Below are 18203 nucleotides of genomic sequence, written 5' to 3' on the forward strand. Positions count from 1 at the left end.
CAGGCTAGTTCAACTTGAGATTCCCGGGGCTGTTAAGGCGCCAGTCGTAATCGATATACTCCAGTGTCTCGGCGTCTCTTACCCGGACGGCCACGGCTGGATCAGCCCACGCCTCGATGAAGGCCTTTACGGAGCCTGATGCTGCCAGGAAATCCTCCTGGTACCAGTCAAACAGGGCCGTCACAAACAGCACATCCCCGTCTATCCGAAGATGACGCTCGGTATTAAAGGCACGACGCGTGTTTTCCGCCAGGATCGTCTCGAGGTTATCGGCCGTGTAAACAACATTCCGCAGCGGTGGACAACCGACCGAGGCGCAGTTCACCGCAAAATGGATGCGGGCATCTTTCCAGCCTCTGTCGGCGAAATCGTCACCCAGCAAGATGCCTTTTTCGATATCATTGAGACTGTAGGAGCTCCCTCCGATCTCGAAGTTCGCCCTCTCAAACACGTTCTCCACGAATGGGTTTACGCGCCCGCCATAATCCCAGACCGAGCTCACCAGAACGCCATCCGGCTGCTCAGTCAGGATCTGACGGACCATGAAAAAGTTATAGGCATTAATCCAGAACGCCAGTGACTCCTTGCGGCCGTTCAGCGTCTCGGGATCAAATGAGGCCAGTGCTTTCGTTTGCCGGGCGAGCCTTTGTTCCAGATCACCGTCCGCCAGGGCGGCCTCATAGTCAAAGGCTGAGACAAGCCCCTCTCCTGCCAGGATTTTCTCAATCTGGTAATCGGCTAACAGGCGTTGATAACTGCTGAAAAGCTCGGAATTGATATCTGCCCGGACCAGACTGGGCAAAACCGCAAACATCAGAATAAACAACGGGTATCGACAAACGGACATAACCACTCCTTGCTGAATCGGGACAAAACGGAAAGCAACGTGGTTACAGACAAGCATCTGTCGAAATTGTTACAGGGACCAGGTACAACTCATCCCCGGCCATCCAGCTGAAGCCATCGTGACAACCGGGACTGAGGACGATGCCGCAGGTACAGCGGCAACGTGCTCATCATCAACAAGACAGCGATGGCGGCCGCAACCGTTAGCGTGGGGTTGAACTCAAGGTTGTGTCCCAGCCCAGCAAATACAAAGGTCATGGGCAGCATTCCAAGTGTCGTGGCCAGCGCGTAGCGCCATACATGTATAGCCGTCACGCCGGCGGCATAACTGATCAGGGCAAACGAAAACAGGGGAATGAGCCGGGTAAGGAATACCGCAATGAACAGGAACCGCTGAGAACCATGGGCCGAGAATACCGGGTTATCTGCCAGTTTCTTCTGAACGGCCTCACGCCCCAGCAGACGTGCCAGATAGAACGCGATCAGTGAACCGGCAAGAGCACCGATCACCGCAATTGCAGTGCCACCAAACATGCCGTAGACCAAACCGGATGTGGCACTGATCGGCAAAGTGGGGATCGGCCCGACCACCACCGCCAGGATCATCAATAACATAAGAAACACAGGGCCGATCGAGCCCTGATCGGCAAACCAGGCAGACAACACCGACGGCGCGAAGCTGGCCGGCAACCCCAGTTGTCTCAGCAACAGCCAGATCGACACCATCAACAGCGCCACAACAGCCAGGAAAAAGAGACGGAAAGCCAACGGAGAATGGGTCATTCCGCTATTCTACCCGCTATCCAGGAAACGGGAAGGATAGCTTTCACCCTAAACCCACCCGGTTCTCCGGTCGGCTCAGCTCACCAGGCGGTTAACCTGTTCCACAAATGCCGTTGGCAGGGTATCAACCACCGGTCGGGCATCCCCGCACACATCCGGATTCGGTGCGTCTGGCTCTGTTGCCAGCACCACCGGAGACTCCGACCAGTGCAGCAGCTCCAGCTTGCCGTTTTCCCGTTCCACCAGAGCTGTGCAATGCTCAACCCAGTCTCCATCGTTGCAGTAAAGCCCTTCCTCACTGCGCAGAAATCCCGCGGAGTGAATATGGCCACAGATAAAACCGTCGTAATTACCCTTCTCCGCAACGGTCAGAGCTGCCAGTTCAAACCGGCGGATGAAGGTCCGGGCCTTGCCAATGCGGCTCTTGACCCAGGCCGCCAGTGACCAGTAGGGCTTGCCCTTGAGTCGGCGCCAGGCATTGAACCAGCGGTTCAGTCGAAGCAGGATTCCGTGGGCTCGATCTCCCACCAGCAGCATCAGTGGGCTGCAACGCACCACCTGATCAAACTGATCGCCATGGCAGACCATGAATCGACGGCCGTCAGCGGTGGTATGCACGGCCTTGTAGCGAAGCTCAATGCCGGCAATGGTCTGGCCACAGAACCGGCGCAGGAAATCATCGTGATTGCCGGGCACGTATATCACCCGGGTTCCACCAGCCGCCAGCTCGATGAGCTTCTGGATAACCGCCTGATGGGAATCGGGAAAGTGTACACGCCGCTGCATGGCGATCAGATCAATGATATCGCCCACGAGATAGAGGGTTTCACAGCGTACCTGGCCAAGGAAATCCAGAAGATACTGCGCCTGACAGTCCGCCGTGCCGAGGTGTACGTCGGAAATGAAAACGCTCCGGTAGCTCCGCATGTCGTCTCCCGCCTTTCAACCAGTCCTGAGGCTGACACCTTGACAGGGTCTGGTGACGGGAGAATGACAGACAAACGACAGTTCAGTGACTGGTTCTGTCAGCGAAGCTCGGGGTTCAGCGTGTAAGTCCCGGTGAGCCGGGCGCTCGCCAATACATGTCCGGCCATGGCCTCACGGACATCATTACCGTCAAATTCGCCCTCAAGCCCCAGCGTATCCACATCCAGTGCGTGCACCTCAAAGTGGTAGCGATGGATAATTTCATCGTTCCAGGGCGGGCAGGGGCCGTCGTAACCGGCGTAGGTACCGTTCATATCCGGATTTCCCGCCAGAAACTGGGTGTAGTTATTCACGCCACGGAGACCAATGGGACCGGGCCCCGGCTCCTTGCCCTTGGGAATCACGCCATCACTGTCCTCACCTTCCGGAATCCGGCTGGTACCGGCCGGCACATCCACCAGCAGCCAGTGAAAGAAATCGACTCGCGGCAGGTCCCTGGAGACGGTTTTGCCTTCCTGATTCACATCATCTGCGACGCTGGGGACGTCCGGATCGAACATCATCACCACAAAACTCCGGGTGCCCTCGGGTGCCTCGTCCCAGACAATCTCCGGGTTCCGGTTGGGGCCGAAGCTCATGTGATCTTCTTCGCTGTAGACCCCGAACGCGAATTTCTCCGGAATCGGCTGACCTTCTTCTATGCCTGGAACGTCTAGTTTCACGGCGCTTTCTCCTGTCGATCTTTGGCCTTAAGCTCATTGACTGTGTCTGGGAAAGTCCCATTCTGTGATAATACGTTTTTAACACAAAATCGATTTAACTGACCACGGAGTCCCGATGAGCCAACAGAAACCCGGCCAGCCGCAACAACCCTCCAGCCAGAAAGACGAGGATGCCGTTGCCTTCGCCCAGGGTATTTTCGAGCTCGCTCGCAATGGCGGTGCCGGCCCCCTCAGCGTGATGCTCGATGCGGGCATTCCGGTCAACATGCGTACCAGTGAGGGTGAAAGCCTGCTCATGCTGGCCAGCCAGCATGGCCATTCAGAAACGGTGCGTCTGCTGCTCGAAAAAGGTGCCGATCGCGACGCACGGGACTGCAACGGCAACACCGCACTGTCGCTGGCGAAAACCGACAGCGTAAGACGCCTGTTCGATGATCACAGCCAGTAAGCCAGCATGTTCAACAAGGGCGAGATTATTCATCACACCCGGGATGCCCTGGGCAGCATCCTGGTGATTGATTACCGCAAGCACCGGGTGCTTACCTTTAATTCGGTGTTCGAGCAGAGCAAGATCGACCGGCGCTACCCCTACCTGCCAGTGCATGAGTACAACCGTGCCATGATACTGCCGGCGGTATTTGCCAACCCCCGCCACGTCACCATTCTGGGCCTGGGCGGCGGTGTCATGGCCGGCGCATTTCACCACCTCTATCCTGAATGCCGGATACACGCGATCGAACTTCGCCAGGCAGTACTGGATACAGCGAAGGAGTTTTTTGATCTACCGAACAGTGACCGCCTGGAGGTCACCATTGCCGATGCCCGGGATGCCCTGAAAAAGCTGCCGGATGCGAGCACGAATATGATTCTGGCGGACCTTTATAACGCTGACCGGATGAGCCCGGCCCAGGCCCAGAAGCACTTCGTGGATGACTGTGCCCGGGTGCTGACCGATGACGGCTGGCTGGTACTTAACTATCATCGTAGCCCGGATGTCGAGGGTCCCTACTTCCGGCGGCTCAAGAGGCACTTTTCAGTGCTTCTTGGCTTCCGGAGCAAGAGTAACAACACGGTGGTTTATGCCAGCAAACGGCGCTTCCAGTCCGTAAATCCCAAGGACCCGGTGCTCTCGGAACTGGAGAACCGGCTGCCCATAGACTGGCGCCGCTTGATGGCAAAAGTCAGCCGTATGGAGTAGGGCGCACAACCGGTCCCTGGCAACTCAACGCCACTTTTCGCCGGGGGGGATATAGTCGAGGAACGCCTGGTGGAGTGCATCGGGCTGGTCCGTCTGGATCAGCATGTCGATGTATTCCTGCTGGAGAAACCCGGCCTGTTCCATGGTTTGGGCCATCGCCAGCAGTGGATCGTAGAAGCCATTGATGTTGTAGATGGCACAGGGCTTCCGGTGCAGTCCCAACTGGCCCCAGGTCCAGGCCTCGAACAGCTCTTCCAGCGTGCCAATGCCTCCCGGCATCGCGACAAAGCCGTCAGCCATCTCAGCCATAAGCGCCTTGCGTTCGTGCATGCTTCTGACCACATGCAACTCGGTCAACCCCGCATGGGCGAGTTCACGATCCCGCAGGTGTTCAGGGATTACCCCATGAACCCGGCCGCCAGAGGTCAGAACGGCGTCAGCTACCACCCCCATCAGTCCGACATGGCCACCACCAAATACTAGGTCAATGCCGTTGCCGCCAAAGTACTCGCCCAGCTCCCGGGCCTTATCCGCATAGAGTGGATCATTGCCGGAACGGGATCCGCAATAGACGGCAATTTTCATTCGGAATCCCCGATCTTGTCCTGGGTTCTGGTGTCGAAATCACTCGCATCGTGGCGCTCGTGCAGTTGGGAACTCGGTTCACCCCAGGCACGATTCACCATTCGGCCACGCTTGACCGCCGGCCGCTCTGCAATTTCATCCGTCCAGCGCAGGACATTGGTGTAAGTATGGGTTTCCAGGAACTCGGCCGCTTCATAGACCTTGTTCTTCACCAGGGCACCATACCAGGGCCAGATGGCCATATCGGCAATGGTGTACTCATCGCCCGCAATGTACCGGTTGTTTGCCAGCTGGCGATCAAGAACATCCAGCTGACGCTTGACCTCCATGGCGTAACGGTTGATCGGATACTCGTAGTATTCCGGAGCATAGGCGTAGAAATGACCGAAGCCGCCACCAAGCATGGGCGCACTACCCATCTGCCAGAACAGCCAGTTCATGGTTTCGGCACGACCAGCGGTGTCTTTGGGCAAAAAAGCCCCGAACTTTTCAGCCAGGTACAGCAGGATGGATCCAGACTCGAACAAACGAATGGATGGCGTCACGCTATGGTCCATCAGCGCCGGGATCTTGGAGTTGGGATTCACTTCCACAAAGCCGCTGCCAAACTGATCACCCTCGGTGATCCGGACAAGCCAGGCATCGTACTCGGCCCCCTCAATGCCCAATTCGAGTAACTCCTCCAGCATCACGGTCACCTTGACGCCATTGGGCGTCGCCAGTGAGTACAGCTGAAGCGGATGCTTGCCGACCGGCAGGTCTTTGTCATGGGTCGGGCCGGCGATCGGGCGATTGATGCTGGCAAACCGACCTCCGCTCTCAGAGTCCCATTTCCAGACTTTCGGTGGCGTATAGGTGGCGTCGGTCATGGCATTTCTCCTCACAAAGTAGCAGTCAGCTGGCTCCGAGGTCGCATTGAGCCCGGGGCCGAAAACTCTAGCATGGAAGATCAAACAAAAAGAACCACAGGAGTACCCCATGGCTGGGCGCATTATGCTCCTTTTTGCCTGTCTGCTTGTATTACCCCAGGTTCAGGCCGGGCTGTCAGACAGCAAACGGGCACTGATCCAGGAGCTGTTTCCATCAGCAACGGTCATCGAGGACAAGTTGCCGGATTTCCCCGTATATCCGGTGTATCAACTCCAGGAGTTGCTCGGCTATGCCTACGAATCGGTCGATCACAGCCGGCTCCAGGGCTTTGCGGGCAAGCCGATCAGCATGCTTATCGGTCTGGATACCCGGGGCCGTTTCACCGGCATCAGAATACTCAACCACCATGAACCGGTTTTTCTTCATGGCCTTGGCGAAGAGCCCCTTTTCAGGTTTGTCGAGCAATACGAAGGCCGTTCGCTCAGAGAGCAGATCATCGTCAGTACGTCCAACTCCAGCCGTTCCGGGAGAACCAGCGACGGCAATGTGGTTCACTTCGACGGCGTCAGCAAGGCTACCGTCTCGGTGCTGATCATCAACGATACGGTGCTGTCTTCTGCCTTGAAGGTTGCCCGCAGACAACTCGAGGGTTTTGCCCAGAGCGCTCCGACCCGGGCAAAACCGGATTTTTATGAACCGCTGTCCTGGCAACAGCTGGTCGAACGCGGCTACATAGGCCACTGGCGGATGGCCGCCGAATCCATTGAAGCCGAACTGGGCCGCCCGCTTTCGGATTATCCGATGGATCTCGAACCGGCAGAAGGCGAGGCCTTCGCAGAAATCTTCTTCGGGTATATCAATTCGCCCATGGTGGGGCGCAATCTGCTTGGGGACGAGGGCTACCAGCGCCTGATGCAACGGCTTAACGACGGTGCACAGGTACTTGCGGTTATGTCCCGGGGTTCTTTCCCTCATGTTTCCGGGGAATTTGTTCCCGGCAGTTCCCCGGACCGAATTGGCCTGACCCAGAATAACCTGGCAGTGGAAATGCGGGATCTGAACCTGCTGGATCAGAACCTCGATTTCCAGGCCGATGGCATCCCGACCTTCAACGCCCGCAATCTGTTTCGGGTGGGCGGTAATGCCGGCTTTAATCCCGGTGCACAAGCCAGCCTGAAGCTGAATGTATCACTGGCTCGCAATCACCTGGTCGTTGATCGAACCACCCTGGATATTCCCGTTCAGTTCAACGACGCCCTTTTTGAAACCGTGGAAGTGGCGGCGAACACCGAAGACACCCGACAACCGGTCTGGGTTGGCCTGTGGAAAGAGCGCTGGTGGCAGATCTCACTGCTGGTGATCGGCCTGACCGTGCTGACGGTGTTCTTCGCCAGGCAGAAAACCCTGAGTCGAAACCCGAAGCTGGTCCAGCGATTCCGCTGGGGATTCCTGTTTTTCACCGTGTTTTTCGTCGGCTTCTATGCCCAGGGCCAGCTCTCGGTCGTCAACATTTACACCTTGTTTCTGGCCCTCTGGGACGGTTTCTCCCTGAATGTGTTTTTACTCGATCCAATCATTTTCATACTCTGGATCTACACATTCATTACCCTCTTCATCTGGGGCCGGGGCCTTTTCTGCGGCTGGCTCTGCCCCTTCGGAGCCCTCCAGGAAATGGCCGCCTGGCTTGGAGAAAAACTCGGATTCCGCCAGATCAGGGTACCCGAACAATGGCACCGGCGCCTGATTCTGCTCAAATACCCCATTCTGCTCGGTTTGGTCGGTACCGCTTTCTACTCCCTGACAATTGCGGAGAAAATGGCGGAAGTAGAACCCTTCAAAACCAGCATTACCCTGTTCTTCGTTCGCTCCTGGCCCTTCGTGATCTATGCCCTGGGCCTACTGGTAATCGGCATGTTCATTCACAAGTTCTATTGCCGATATCTGTGCCCCCTGGGTGCGGGCCTGGCGGTACTTGGCCGGCTTCGTTTATTCAGCTGGCTGGATCGGGTCGAACTTTGCGGGAATCCGTGCCAGCACTGCAAAAACGAGTGCGGCATAAACGCAATTCGCAAGGATGGCCGGATAGACTACGACGAGTGCATCCAGTGTCTCGAATGTGTGGTTATCCTCGAAGATCCGACCGAATGCGTCGATAAAAGAATCAAAAACAAAAAGCGCCTGAAACAGGCAAACATCCTGGCGACGGACGCGGGCTAAACCCGCCTCCGCCTGCCGAGATATCCAGAATCACTGCTTTTTGTTCCACTCAAATTTCTTGAATGGTTGGTCCACAGGCGTTTCCGCAATGTGGTTGACGTAGTTACTCATGACTTTCTGGGACAACACCAGAATCACCTCGAGTACCTGACGATGCGTGTAGCCTGCGTCGTAGAAGGCGTTCAGATCCTCGTTGTTCACATTGCCGTGTTTACGCATCACAGCAAGGGTGAAGGTTCTCAGAGCCTCAAGCTTGTCGCTTGGCAGCGGCGTCTCATCCCGCAGGGCATTGGTAATGTCATCCGATACCTTCATGGATTTGGCAATGCCGGTATGTGCGGGAACGCAGTAGTGACAGGCGTTTTCAACGTTGATAGCCTGCCAGACGACGGTCTTTTCATCGTTATCAAAACTGCTGTCCAGAACCAGTTGATGCAGCTTCTGATAGCCCTCAAGCAGGCCCGGCGCTTCGGCCATTACCGCGTGAAGTCCCGGGATCATGCCAAAACCCTTGAGGGAATTCTCCAGCAGAGGCTTGGACTTCTCGGGTGCTGTGTCGGTGTCGTGCAAGGAAAAGTCTGTCATAACTGACTCCTTTGTTGAATGATCGCTCAATTTCAACAACAGGCTATCTGTTATTGAGCGATCATTCAAGCTATAATTGAGCATTCATTCAAACCTCGGCAACGGTGAAGTGTTGTTATGGCCAGACACGCACGCTACGACAGGACAACAGCGCTGGAAAAAGCCATTGGCCTGTTCTGGGCAAAGGGTTATCACGGCAGCTCCATGAAACAGATTGAGCAGGCTCTGGATATGCGTCCGGGTAGCATTTACGCAACCTTCGGCAGCAAGGACGGGCTGTTTTCAGAAGCGCTGGCGGCTTACGCTGAACAGAGCGGTCGTGAACTGGCAAAACACATCGACGGGTTTGACTCCATCGTTGAGGGATTACAGAATTATCTGCGTGGCATCGCCCGCGGTTGCGGCAACGTCGATACTGCGCCTTCCCGGGCGTGTCTGGTGGTGAAAACCCTGCTTGAGTCCAGCAATACCCACCCGGCTCTGGCGGCACAGGCCAACAGCATTCTTGCAGCTATCGAGCAAACCATTGCAGAACTGCTGGAACGGGCCAAGGCAAACGGTGAGCTGGTACAATCTGTTGACAGCTCCCGGCTTGCACGACTGCTTCAGGCCCAGATTATGGGGCTGAGGTCCATGGGAGAGCGACAACTGGGCTCCGAGGCTATTGCGGAACTCGGCAACGATATGGCCGCCATCCTGGACGGCTACCGGACCCAGCACTGAGCAATCAGGCGCCAAACCCATCATTGCCGAAAGGCCAGGGCTGAAGGTAGCGGCACTTCCGTAGAATTGTGCCTGTGGCCCCGGCCACGTTACCATTACGGACCGGTTTCCTCCTGCTTTGCTCTGGCTTTACACCCCGCCGGAAGGCTAATGCCCAGTGAGGACAGCCAAGCGTTCTTGTCTGAAGAGCGTTTGGCTCTCTTCACTTACAGGTCTGCGCACTATGGACAACCTTCATCATATCGTTGTAGTCGGCGGCGGCGCCGGCGGCCTCGAACTTGTTACCAGCCTCGGCAATAAACTGGGCAGAAGAAACAAAGCCAGGGTTACCCTTGTTGATGCCGGTCTGACGCACGTCTGGAAACCCCTGCTGCATGAAGTTGCCTCCGGGTCCCTGGATGCCAGCGCCAACGAGATCAACTACCGGGCCCACGCCCGGAAACACCACTACGAATTCCAGCTGGGGCGGATGAATGGTCTGGATCGCGAGAGTAAGCGACTGATCATTGCCCCGTTCCTCGATGAAGACGGCGAGGAGATTGTCCCGGAACGCCAGATCAGCTATGACACGCTCGTTATCGCCGTCGGCAGCACGGCCAACGACTTTGGCACACCTGGCGCCCAGGACCACTGCCTGTTCCTGGACAGCCTGAAGCAGGCCCGGCGATTCCATAACCTGATGCTCAATGCCTTCCTGAGAAAAAACCACGAAGCACTGCAGGGCGCCGAGCACACCCTGAATATCAGTATCATCGGGGCCGGGGCCACCGGCGTGGAACTGGCGGCAGAACTCAGACTGGCCTCCCGCGAACTGCCGGTCTACGGCATGAATCACCTGCAAGCCTCGGACGTCTCGATCTCCGTGATCGAGGCTGCGGATCGCATCCTGCCGGCGCTACCCGGCCGACTCTCGGCAGCGGCAGCGCGGGAACTGGAACACCAGCAGGTCAAGGTTCTGACTGGCCAGCCCGTCAGTGAGGTCCGCTCCAGCAGTCTGGTCATGAAAGATGGCACAGAACTGCCCTCGGAAATGACAATCTGGGCCGCCGGCATCAAGGCACCCGCGTTCCTCGCCGAACTGGGTAGCCTGGAGGTCAACAAGGGAAATCAGTTGGTGGTCGATCAGACGTTACAGACAACGAAGGACGCCGACATCTTTGCGTTTGGTGATTGCGCTGCCTGCCCCCAGCCAGACTCGGAGCGCCCGGTACCTCCCCGGGCCCAGGCAGCCCACCAGCAGGCAGACACCTTGTTCAAAACGCTATGCAACCGCCTGAACGGTGGCAAAGCCGTTCCTTTTGTCTATAACGACCACGGCTCACTGATCAACTTCAGCCGTTACACCACCGTTGGCAACCTCATGGGCAATCTGTCTGGGCGCAGCATGTACATCGAAGGCAAGGTAGCCAGGCTGTTCTACGTGTCCCTCTACCGCATGCATCAGGTCGCGCTGCACGGTTTTGTCCGTACCGGTATCATCTGGTTAATGGATAAAATCAGCCGTGCCATGCACCCGCGTCTCAAATTACACTAGAGGGTAAGCGGACCGAGGACATCATGGAGCGGGTGAAGGGAATCGAACCCTCGTATGCAGCTTGGGAAGCTGCCGTTCTACCATTGAACTACACCCGCATGCGCTCTCACTGTTAGAGCAATATAAGCACTCTGCCCGCCCGGGGGCAAACTTTCTTTGGAGCATAAATGGATCCCACTCTGACCCTTATTGGCGCCATGATGCTGGTTATCAGTATCGTTCTCAGCCCGCTGTCCAGCCGGGTGGGAATGCCTGTACTGCTGATCTTTCTGGCGGTCGGCATGGTGATGGGCGAAGACGGCCCCGGTGGTATCGTATTCGATGATTTCGAGCTGGCGTTTCTGATCGCCAACCTGGCACTGGGCGTCATTCTCCTGGATGGCGGTATGCGCACCCGTGCAGAAACCTTCCGCGTTGGTCTGAAACCGGCCCTGGTGCTGGCCACTCTGGGCGTAGCGATCACCGCCGGCGGCGCTGCGGTCGTCGCCTGGTGGGTCTTTGACCTGCACTGGCTGACTGCACTGCTGATTGGTGCCATCATCTCCTCCACCGACGCCGCCGCCGTCTTTTCCCTGCTGCAGGGCCGGGGCCTGCACCTGAACGAACGGGTCAGCGCTACCCTGGAAATTGAATCCGGCAGTAACGACCCCATGGCCATCTTCCTGACGCTGATGCTGGTAACGCTGATCGGCAACGAGGGCGACCACGCCGGTCTGGCTGCCTTGATGATGTTGGTGGAGCAGTTCGGAATCGGCGCAATTGCCGGCATTATCGGCGGTTTCGTGGTAGTGGAACTGGCCAACCGTATACGCCTGACCCCCTCCTTGTACCCATTGCTGGTGGCAGCGGCGGGCATTTCTGTGTTCTCCGCCACAAACGCCCTGGGCGGCAGCGGCTTTCTGGCGATCTATCTGACCGGGGTAGTGATTGGCAACCGCCCCGTCCGGATGATGCCAATGATCCTGCAGGTCCATGATGGATTATCCTGGCTGGCTCAACTGTGCCTGTTCCTGATGCTGGGTCTGCTGGTAAATCCCTCAGAACTGATTCCCCTGGCCGGTAGCGGCCTGGTGCTGGCGCTGTCCCTGATCTTCATTATCCGGCCGATCACCATCCTGATCACCCTATGGCCGTTCGCTTTTAATCGTCGCGAACTGGGCTTTATCAGCTGGGTTGGCCTCAGGGGCGCGGTCCCAATCGTTCTCGCCCTGTTCCCTGTCATTGCCGGTTTGCCGGAAGCCCAGCTGGTGTTCCACGCCGCATTCTTTATTGTGCTGGTTTCACTGCTGGTCCAGGGAACTACCATGGCACCGCTGGCCCGCAAATTGCGGCTGGAAGTGCCCGCCGGTGATGAACCTTTCCGTCGACTGCCTCTTGATGCCCCGGCGGCGGGCGATCACGAGCTGATGCTGTTTCCGCTGCGCGGCGAAATCTGGGAAACGCCACGCCGCCTTGGCCAGTTACGCTTTCCGGAGAACACGGCTGTGGCTGGCGTATTCCGCAATCGGGTCTGCCTGCAACCAAAGGAAGATCTGGAAGTGACCAGCGGCGACATGGTGGCCATGTTCGCAACTCCGGGCGTACTGCCAGAGCTCGGAAAGGCGCTTAGCGGGCGGCATGCGCCCAAGTACCTTGCTGAACGGGCGTTTTTTGGCGATTTCGTACTTAATGGCGACGCCCTGTTGGGCGATGTCGAACAGGTGTACGGGATTGAGTTTGGCGATCTGCCTCCGGAGCTTTCGCTGGCCGAATGCTTTGCCAGACGAACCAAGGGACACCCGGTTGTTGGTGACGTGGTTGTCCTTGGCCCGGTTACGCTGGTAGCCCGGGCAACCAGCGCCGATCAGGTCACCAAGGTAGGCCTGAAGATGGATAATTCACAAAATAGTTGAACAGTTAGGCAGATAACCAAAAAAGTTAACAAAACCCCTTAACAGATCAGTTGCAGGCTATGGTATAAAACGGCTCTGTAAAGATTAATCATTGGTAAGTTAAGGACATGAGTGTTTTCCGCGCCGCACTGACCATCACGACTCTGCTCTCTGTTGTACTCACGCACAACGTCATGGCAACAGAGTTGCTGGCAAAAGCCGATACCCGGATGGCAGTCACCACCGAGTACGAACCCGCGCAGATCCAGAACGTCAGTAGCGTGGTGGTTCGTAAAGGCGAACGACGCCTGTACCTCATGAATGGCGACGACATCGTCCGTAGCTACCGGATCTCCCTCGGCGACAATCCCAAAGGTCACAAGCTATACCAGGGAGATGAGCGCACACCGGAAGGCAATTACACGCTCGACTGGCGCAATGCCGAAAGCGATTTCTACAAATCCATCCATATCTCCTATCCCAGCGAGCGCGACCGCGAACTGGCGTCGGCCTGGGGTCTCGACCCGGGTGGCAGCATCATGATTCACGGCTTGCCGAATGACGCAGGTGATCTTGCATTCGCCTTTACGGGCCTGGACTGGACCGATGGCTGCATTGCAGTCACCAATGAAGAAATGGACGAAATCTGGCAACTGGTTTCGAACGGAACCCCCATCAGTATCCATCCCTGAGCACTCTCTGATACCAGTATTAAGTTGTTGTCATATGGATAGGAAATTTACCTGTATCCAGTTAACATACTTACCCAGAGTGTTTTACACTGCTTAACGACTCCGGTAGTCAACAACTGAAAGCCTATCGGGCGCAGGTTGACAGGAAGTCGTCTATACTGACTTCCGGATCACAGGAAATAACTCGACCAATAAGGGGATTTATAATGCGTAAACTGACGATCGCCGGGATTGCACTGGCTACTGCTCTGACTGCTGGTTGTGCCACCACAGATCAAGGTGCCATTGACGAAGCAAACGCAACTGCCAGCTCCGCTGAGAGCACTGCTGAAAACGCACTGAACACTGCTAACAGCGCTGCCAGCTCTGCCCGCACTGCCCAGCAGACTGCGGAAGAAGCTCTGGCCGCTGCCAAAGCTGCCCAGAAGGCTGCTGACGAAGCAAACGAGCGTGCCAAGCGTATGCTCGAGCGTGCCAGCCAGAAATAAGGCTGATACGTGATAAAGAAGGCCGGCCATGCCGGCCTTTTTTTATGCCTCGGATTCGGGCTTTTTCGGGCTCGGCTTCTCAGGCGTATAAGGCTTGTTCTCCTTGAGAAACGTGGTCATCAGTTCCATCGGTAGTGGAAACACAATGGTAGACGCGTTGGTATTGCTCATATCCGCCAGTGTCTGCAGGTAACGCAACTGCATGGACCCGGAGTTGGTGGACATCACATCTGCCGCTTCCACCAGTTTCTTCGACGCCTGCAACTCGCCCTCGGCGTGGATGACCTTTGCACGGCGCTCACGCTCTGCTTCGGCCTGACGGGCAATGGCCCGAATCATGGATTCATTGAGATCCACGTGCTTGATCTCGACATTCGCGACCTTGATTCCCCATTCCTCGGTCTGGGCATCAATGATCTCCTGGATATCCGAGTTCAGTTTGTCCCGCTCTGACAGCATTTCATCAAGATCGTGCTTGCCAAGTACCGATCGCAGTGTCGTCTGGGCCAGCTGGCTGGTGGCAGAGTTGAAATCTTCCACCCGGATAATAGCCCGTTCCGGATTCACCACACGAAAGTAAAGCACGGCATTGACCCGGACCGTGACGTTGTCACGGGAAATAACATCCTGACTCGGGACATCCAGCGTTATTACCCGCAGGTCCACTCGCACAATCTGCTGAATCCCGGGAATAACGAGAATCAGACCGGGACCTTTTACGCCCTGGAATCGACCGAGGAAGAATACAACGCCGCGCTCGTATTCCGGCAGGATCTTGATGGCCGAAGCCAGAATCAGCAGTAACACCACCGTGGGTGCCAGATAGGGAATCAGATCACCAATCATACGGCCTCCTAGTATTGCCGTTACTTTCTCAGCCAGGTCAGCCGTTGTCCGGAATGACCCTGACCGTTACCGTTAACCCTTCGATGGCTGTCGCCTGAACCCGGTCGCCCTCTTTGACGGGCTCTTCGCTGATAGCATTCCAACGTTCAGCACTGAGACGGACATGCCCCCGATAGTGGCCATGCTCTGCCGAGAATTCATCCAGTGCCACCCCTTGCTCATGGGTAAGCTGCTCGGCACCGCTGACCGGATGTCGGCGTCGCAGCCCCATGAAACGGCTCACCGTCCACAGGATAAACCCGGCAGCCACTGCGGCGGTGCCACCGATTGTCGGCAGGGAGATATCCCGGTGGCTTCCGTCCATCAGAATGATCGAGCCGGTCACAAAGGCGACAATCCCACCGACCCCCAGAATCCCGAAACTTGGTACAAAGGCCTCACCAACGATGAACGCCAGCCCAAGCAGAATCAGCGCCAGACCGGCATAATTTACCGACAGCACCTGGAATGCGAAGAGCGCAAGAATCAGACAGATGGTGCCTATGACACCCGGCACCACAGCACCAGGGTTGGCCAGCTCGAAAATGATGCCGTAAAAGCCGATGAGCATCAGGAAATAGGCCACGTTCGGATCGGTAATCACCGACAGCAATCGGGTGCGCCAGTCGGGCTGTGATCTGACGATCTGAAGGTCGGCGGTGTTCAGCGTCAGATCGCCCGATGCCATACGAACCGTCCGTCCATCCAGTTGCCGAAGCAGATCCTGGATATTCGGCGACACCACATCAATAACCTTGTTCGCCAGTGCCTCCTGCGCTCCGAGATTCACCCCTTCCCGGACAGCTTCCTCGGCCCAGTCGGCATTGCGGCCATGACGGTCGGCCAAACCACGGATGTAACTGACGGCATCCTCCAGCACTTTGCGCTCCATAGCGGAACCGCCGCGCCGTTTACTGCCGGGTTCACCCGACGCCTTTTGCTCTGCAGACGATTCGTCTGCATTATCGGCGGACACTTCAGGTACTTGCTTGCCGGAATCCGGGTCACCCGCTGGCTCCTGGCTCCCGGGAAGACCGCCCATTTGGACCGGCGTTGCCGAACCCAGATTGGTCGACGGTGCCATCGCGGCAATGTGACTGCCATAGAGGATATAGGTTCCGGCGCTGGCAGCGCGGGCGCCCTGGGGGGAAACGTAGGTGGCAACCGGAACGTCAGAAGCAAGAATCACCTTGATGATATCCCGCATGGAATCCATCAGGCCCCCGGGCGTATCCATTTCGATAATCACCAGACCGGCATCTTCGGATTCCGCCCTGCGAATACCGCGGGCAACATAGTCCATGGTCGCAGGGCCAATGGCGCCCTCGACGGTGAGTATCAGGGCAGTTTGTGACGGTTTTTGCTGGGCAAGGACCTGGTTAGCAAGCGAAGCCAGTGCCAGTGCGCCCCCCGTTAGCAGAACCAGGGCCCAAAACCAGAGGCGGGTGGGATTCTGTGATCGCATGGGACGGTGTACCGGCATAACGCCTCCCCGGATCCGGAAAAGTTCAACTCATACAGATACGATGACACAGCGGCCGCGGTTCTCTCCCGGCAGGGCGGCCCCTTTACACCAACAATGACCTCAGAAGTATAGCCGCTGCTCCGGTTCCCTGGCCGATTCCGGCGACTTCTGTTCAATCGTCTTGTCTGCGGCCATCCGGGTAACCCGTTCACCAATCATGGTGGGCAGGCCATCGGCCTGGTTCACCGCAGTTTCAATAGCGCCGCGCTTGACCTCAACACCGGGGTGCTGGATCCGGAAAGCTTCAACTTCGGTGAAAACCTGCTGCCACAAACGATCCCGATCCTCCGGGGGGTAGTCCTCGTGGGGACGATGTACCTCCAGCCATACCTCACCCTCCGAGAACCCGATCTTGACCGCATCATGCACCACCTGAACAGGCGTACCCTTCTCAACCTGGTACACGAACCTTGAGATATCTTCGTTGTACATCCGGAAACAACCGTGACTGACCGCCATTCCGACCCCAAATTTCTTGTTGGTGCCATGAATCAGATACCCCTTCTCACTCAGCAACAGGGCATGGGTACCCAGGGGGTTAGACGGTCCGGCAGGAATCATCCTCGGAAGGTATTCACCAGAAGCCTCATATTCCGCCCGTATACTCGCGGGCGGATACCAGGCTGGCGATTCCAGTGGCATGGTCACTTTGGCATCGGTCAGTGGTGAGGGGTTGTCTGCAGTGCCCACCCCGACCGGATACACCTGCACACCGTCATCGGTAAAATAGTAGAGACGATATTCTGCGAGATTAATAACAATGCCCTCGCGCCGGGCATCAGGCAGGACATATTGACGTGGCAGGGTAATATTGGTCCCTTCTCCTGGCAGCCAGGGATCCACGCCGGGGTTGGCCTTCACCAGCTCCAGATAGCCAATGGCCAGCCGGTTCCCAATGCCGGCAAACGTGTCCTCATAACGGGTTTCAAAAACGCCAAGCTCTCCCGCCAGGTCGCCGTAGACCGGGAACGTGGGGACACGAGGGCTTCTGTCCGGTTTGCCCTGGGTTTCCGGGCCGCTTGAGGAACCCGACGGCTCCGCTACCAACGGGGTTGGCAGAACCAGGGCCTGGGCCAGAAAAAAAATCGCTAAGAGTCTGAACCGCATAGAAATCAATCCGAAATCATCAGGGAACCGGGTACATTGACAGCATGCACTCTCAAGAGTTCACATAAGCTGCCCATACAGTAAGGGCTGAGAATGTCATAAACAGGACACTCGCACCAATCCGGGCTGTGGCAAGGGGTAACCGTTCCATCAACCAGCTCCCTGCCATGATAACCGGTATATTGGCGAGCAGCATCCCCACAGTGGTACCGAGAATAACCCACAGGGTCTCGTCATAGCGAGCAGCAAGCACAACGGTTGCCACCTGGGTCTTGTCGCCAATTTCGGCCAGGAAGAACATGACGGTAGTGGCCATGAATGCGCCCATCCCCAGAAACCTGGAGTCGTCATTGTCGTCTTTGTCCGGCACCAGCAACCACAGCGCGATGGCGACAAAGCTCAGGGCCAGAAGCCACGGTAACCAGGCCTGCGGAATAACCGACGCCACCCAGGCACCAAGCCAGGCCGATAAGGCATGATTGAGTACCGTAGCAACAAGAATGCCGAGGACGATCGGCAGACGGGCGGCATAACGGGCTACAAGGAAAAGCGATAGCAGCTGGGTCTTGTCACCAATTTCCGCGATGGCGACGGCGACCGTTGAGGCGAGAAATGTCTCCATAAAAGCTCCAGGGCGGATGATCA

The 18203-nt window shown here is 56.9% G+C and carries 19 protein-coding genes and 1 tRNA gene; 8 read left to right on the forward strand and 12 right to left on the reverse strand.

Going from position 1 to position 18203, the window contains the following annotated elements:
- Window positions 1–4 precede the first annotated feature (4 nt).
- From KO499_RS03275 to KO499_RS03290, 4 genes are all read right to left on the reverse strand, one after another.
- A complete protein-coding gene (locus tag KO499_RS03275) occupies window positions 5–847 on the reverse strand; it encodes a DUF547 domain-containing protein (RefSeq protein ID WP_215982289.1) in 843 nt (280 codons plus the stop codon).
- A gap of 89 nt (window positions 848–936) precedes the next feature.
- On the reverse strand, window positions 937–1629 hold the full coding sequence (locus KO499_RS03280) for a TVP38/TMEM64 family protein (RefSeq protein ID WP_215982290.1): 693 nt from the start codon (window positions 1627–1629) through the stop codon (window positions 937–939).
- 75 nt (window positions 1630–1704) lie between these two features.
- Window positions 1705–2556 carry a UDP-2,3-diacylglucosamine diphosphatase gene (locus KO499_RS03285; RefSeq protein ID WP_215982291.1) on the reverse strand — a complete coding sequence of 284 codons (852 nt, stop codon included), beginning with the start codon at window positions 2554–2556 and terminating at the stop codon, window positions 1705–1707.
- A gap of 98 nt (window positions 2557–2654) precedes the next feature.
- Window positions 2655–3278, reverse strand: a complete 624-nt coding sequence (locus tag KO499_RS03290; RefSeq protein ID WP_215982292.1) for a YbhB/YbcL family Raf kinase inhibitor-like protein — start codon at window positions 3276–3278, stop codon at window positions 2655–2657.
- Window positions 3279–3393: 115 nt separating this feature from the next.
- On the opposite strand from KO499_RS03290, the gene KO499_RS03295 reads away from it, so the two are divergent.
- Both KO499_RS03295 and KO499_RS03300 read left to right on the forward strand, forming a co-directional pair.
- Window positions 3394–3726 carry an ankyrin repeat domain-containing protein gene (locus tag KO499_RS03295; RefSeq protein ID WP_215982293.1) on the forward strand — a complete coding sequence of 111 codons (333 nt, stop codon included), beginning with the start codon at window positions 3394–3396 and terminating at the stop codon, window positions 3724–3726.
- Window positions 3727–3732: 6 nt separating this feature from the next.
- Window positions 3733–4476, forward strand: coding sequence for a spermidine synthase (locus tag KO499_RS03300; RefSeq protein WP_215982294.1), 744 nt, complete (start codon window positions 3733–3735; stop codon window positions 4474–4476).
- Window positions 4477–4500: 24 nt separating this feature from the next.
- On the opposite strand, the gene KO499_RS03305 is transcribed toward KO499_RS03300, so the two are convergent.
- Window positions 4501–5061 (reverse strand): TIGR00730 family Rossman fold protein, encoded by a 561-nt coding sequence (locus KO499_RS03305; RefSeq protein ID WP_215982295.1) that lies wholly within the window; start codon window positions 5059–5061, stop codon window positions 4501–4503.
- On the reverse strand, window positions 5058–5930 hold the full coding sequence (gene yghU / locus KO499_RS03310; RefSeq protein ID WP_215982296.1) for a glutathione-dependent disulfide-bond oxidoreductase: 873 nt from the start codon (window positions 5928–5930) through the stop codon (window positions 5058–5060). The genes KO499_RS03305 and yghU overlap by 4 nt, the downstream gene beginning before the upstream one ends.
- A gap of 109 nt (window positions 5931–6039) precedes the next feature.
- On the opposite strand from yghU, the gene KO499_RS03315 reads away from it, so the two are divergent.
- Window positions 6040–8148, forward strand: coding sequence for a NosR/NirI family protein (locus KO499_RS03315; protein ID WP_215982297.1), 2109 nt, complete (start codon window positions 6040–6042; stop codon window positions 8146–8148).
- 30 nt (window positions 8149–8178) lie between these two features.
- Here KO499_RS03315 and KO499_RS03320 read toward each other — a convergent pair whose 3' ends face one another.
- Window positions 8179–8733, reverse strand: coding sequence for a carboxymuconolactone decarboxylase family protein (locus KO499_RS03320; protein ID WP_215982298.1), 555 nt, complete (start codon window positions 8731–8733; stop codon window positions 8179–8181).
- Between the two features lie 117 nt (window positions 8734–8850).
- On the opposite strand from KO499_RS03320, the gene KO499_RS03325 reads away from it, so the two are divergent.
- Window positions 8851–9456: a TetR/AcrR family transcriptional regulator gene (locus tag KO499_RS03325; protein ID WP_215982299.1), complete on the forward strand. Its 606-nt coding sequence runs from the start codon at window positions 8851–8853 to the stop codon at window positions 9454–9456.
- A gap of 223 nt (window positions 9457–9679) precedes the next feature.
- Window positions 9680–10990, forward strand: a complete 1311-nt coding sequence (locus KO499_RS03330; RefSeq protein ID WP_215982300.1) for an NAD(P)/FAD-dependent oxidoreductase — start codon at window positions 9680–9682, stop codon at window positions 10988–10990.
- A gap of 24 nt (window positions 10991–11014) precedes the next feature.
- Here KO499_RS03330 and KO499_RS03335 read toward each other — a convergent pair.
- Window positions 11015–11088 (reverse strand) — tRNA-Gly (locus tag KO499_RS03335).
- A gap of 69 nt (window positions 11089–11157) precedes the next feature.
- Here KO499_RS03335 and KO499_RS03340 point away from each other — a divergent pair.
- From KO499_RS03340 to KO499_RS03350, 3 genes are all read left to right on the forward strand, one after another.
- Window positions 11158–12882 carry a potassium/proton antiporter gene (locus KO499_RS03340; protein ID WP_215982301.1) on the forward strand — a complete coding sequence of 575 codons (1725 nt, stop codon included), beginning with the start codon at window positions 11158–11160 and terminating at the stop codon, window positions 12880–12882.
- Window positions 12883–12989: 107 nt separating this feature from the next.
- Window positions 12990–13553, forward strand: a complete 564-nt coding sequence (locus KO499_RS03345; protein ID WP_215982302.1) for a L,D-transpeptidase family protein — start codon at window positions 12990–12992, stop codon at window positions 13551–13553.
- Window positions 13554–13759: 206 nt separating this feature from the next.
- Window positions 13760–14041 carry an Lpp/OprI family alanine-zipper lipoprotein gene (locus KO499_RS03350; RefSeq protein WP_215982303.1) on the forward strand — a complete coding sequence of 94 codons (282 nt, stop codon included), beginning with the start codon at window positions 13760–13762 and terminating at the stop codon, window positions 14039–14041.
- A 42-nt stretch (window positions 14042–14083) separates the two neighbouring features.
- On the opposite strand, the gene KO499_RS03355 is transcribed toward KO499_RS03350, so the two are convergent.
- The 4 genes from KO499_RS03355 to KO499_RS03370 form a co-directional block, all read right to left on the reverse strand.
- Window positions 14084–14887, reverse strand: coding sequence for a slipin family protein (locus KO499_RS03355; protein WP_215982304.1), 804 nt, complete (start codon window positions 14885–14887; stop codon window positions 14084–14086).
- A 37-nt stretch (window positions 14888–14924) separates the two neighbouring features.
- Window positions 14925–16409 carry an NfeD family protein gene (locus KO499_RS03360; RefSeq protein WP_215982305.1) on the reverse strand — a complete coding sequence of 495 codons (1485 nt, stop codon included), beginning with the start codon at window positions 16407–16409 and terminating at the stop codon, window positions 14925–14927.
- 102 nt (window positions 16410–16511) lie between these two features.
- Window positions 16512–17558, reverse strand: coding sequence for a L,D-transpeptidase family protein (locus tag KO499_RS03365; RefSeq protein ID WP_215982306.1), 1047 nt, complete (start codon window positions 17556–17558; stop codon window positions 16512–16514).
- Between the two features lie 52 nt (window positions 17559–17610).
- Window positions 17611–18180: a TMEM165/GDT1 family protein gene (locus KO499_RS03370; RefSeq protein WP_215982307.1), complete on the reverse strand. Its 570-nt coding sequence runs from the start codon at window positions 18178–18180 to the stop codon at window positions 17611–17613.
- Between the last annotated feature and the right edge of the window lie 23 nt (window positions 18181–18203).

Source organism: Marinobacter sp. F3R08, from assembly GCF_018860425.1.
Taxonomy (GTDB): Bacteria; Pseudomonadota; Gammaproteobacteria; order Pseudomonadales; family Oleiphilaceae; genus Marinobacter.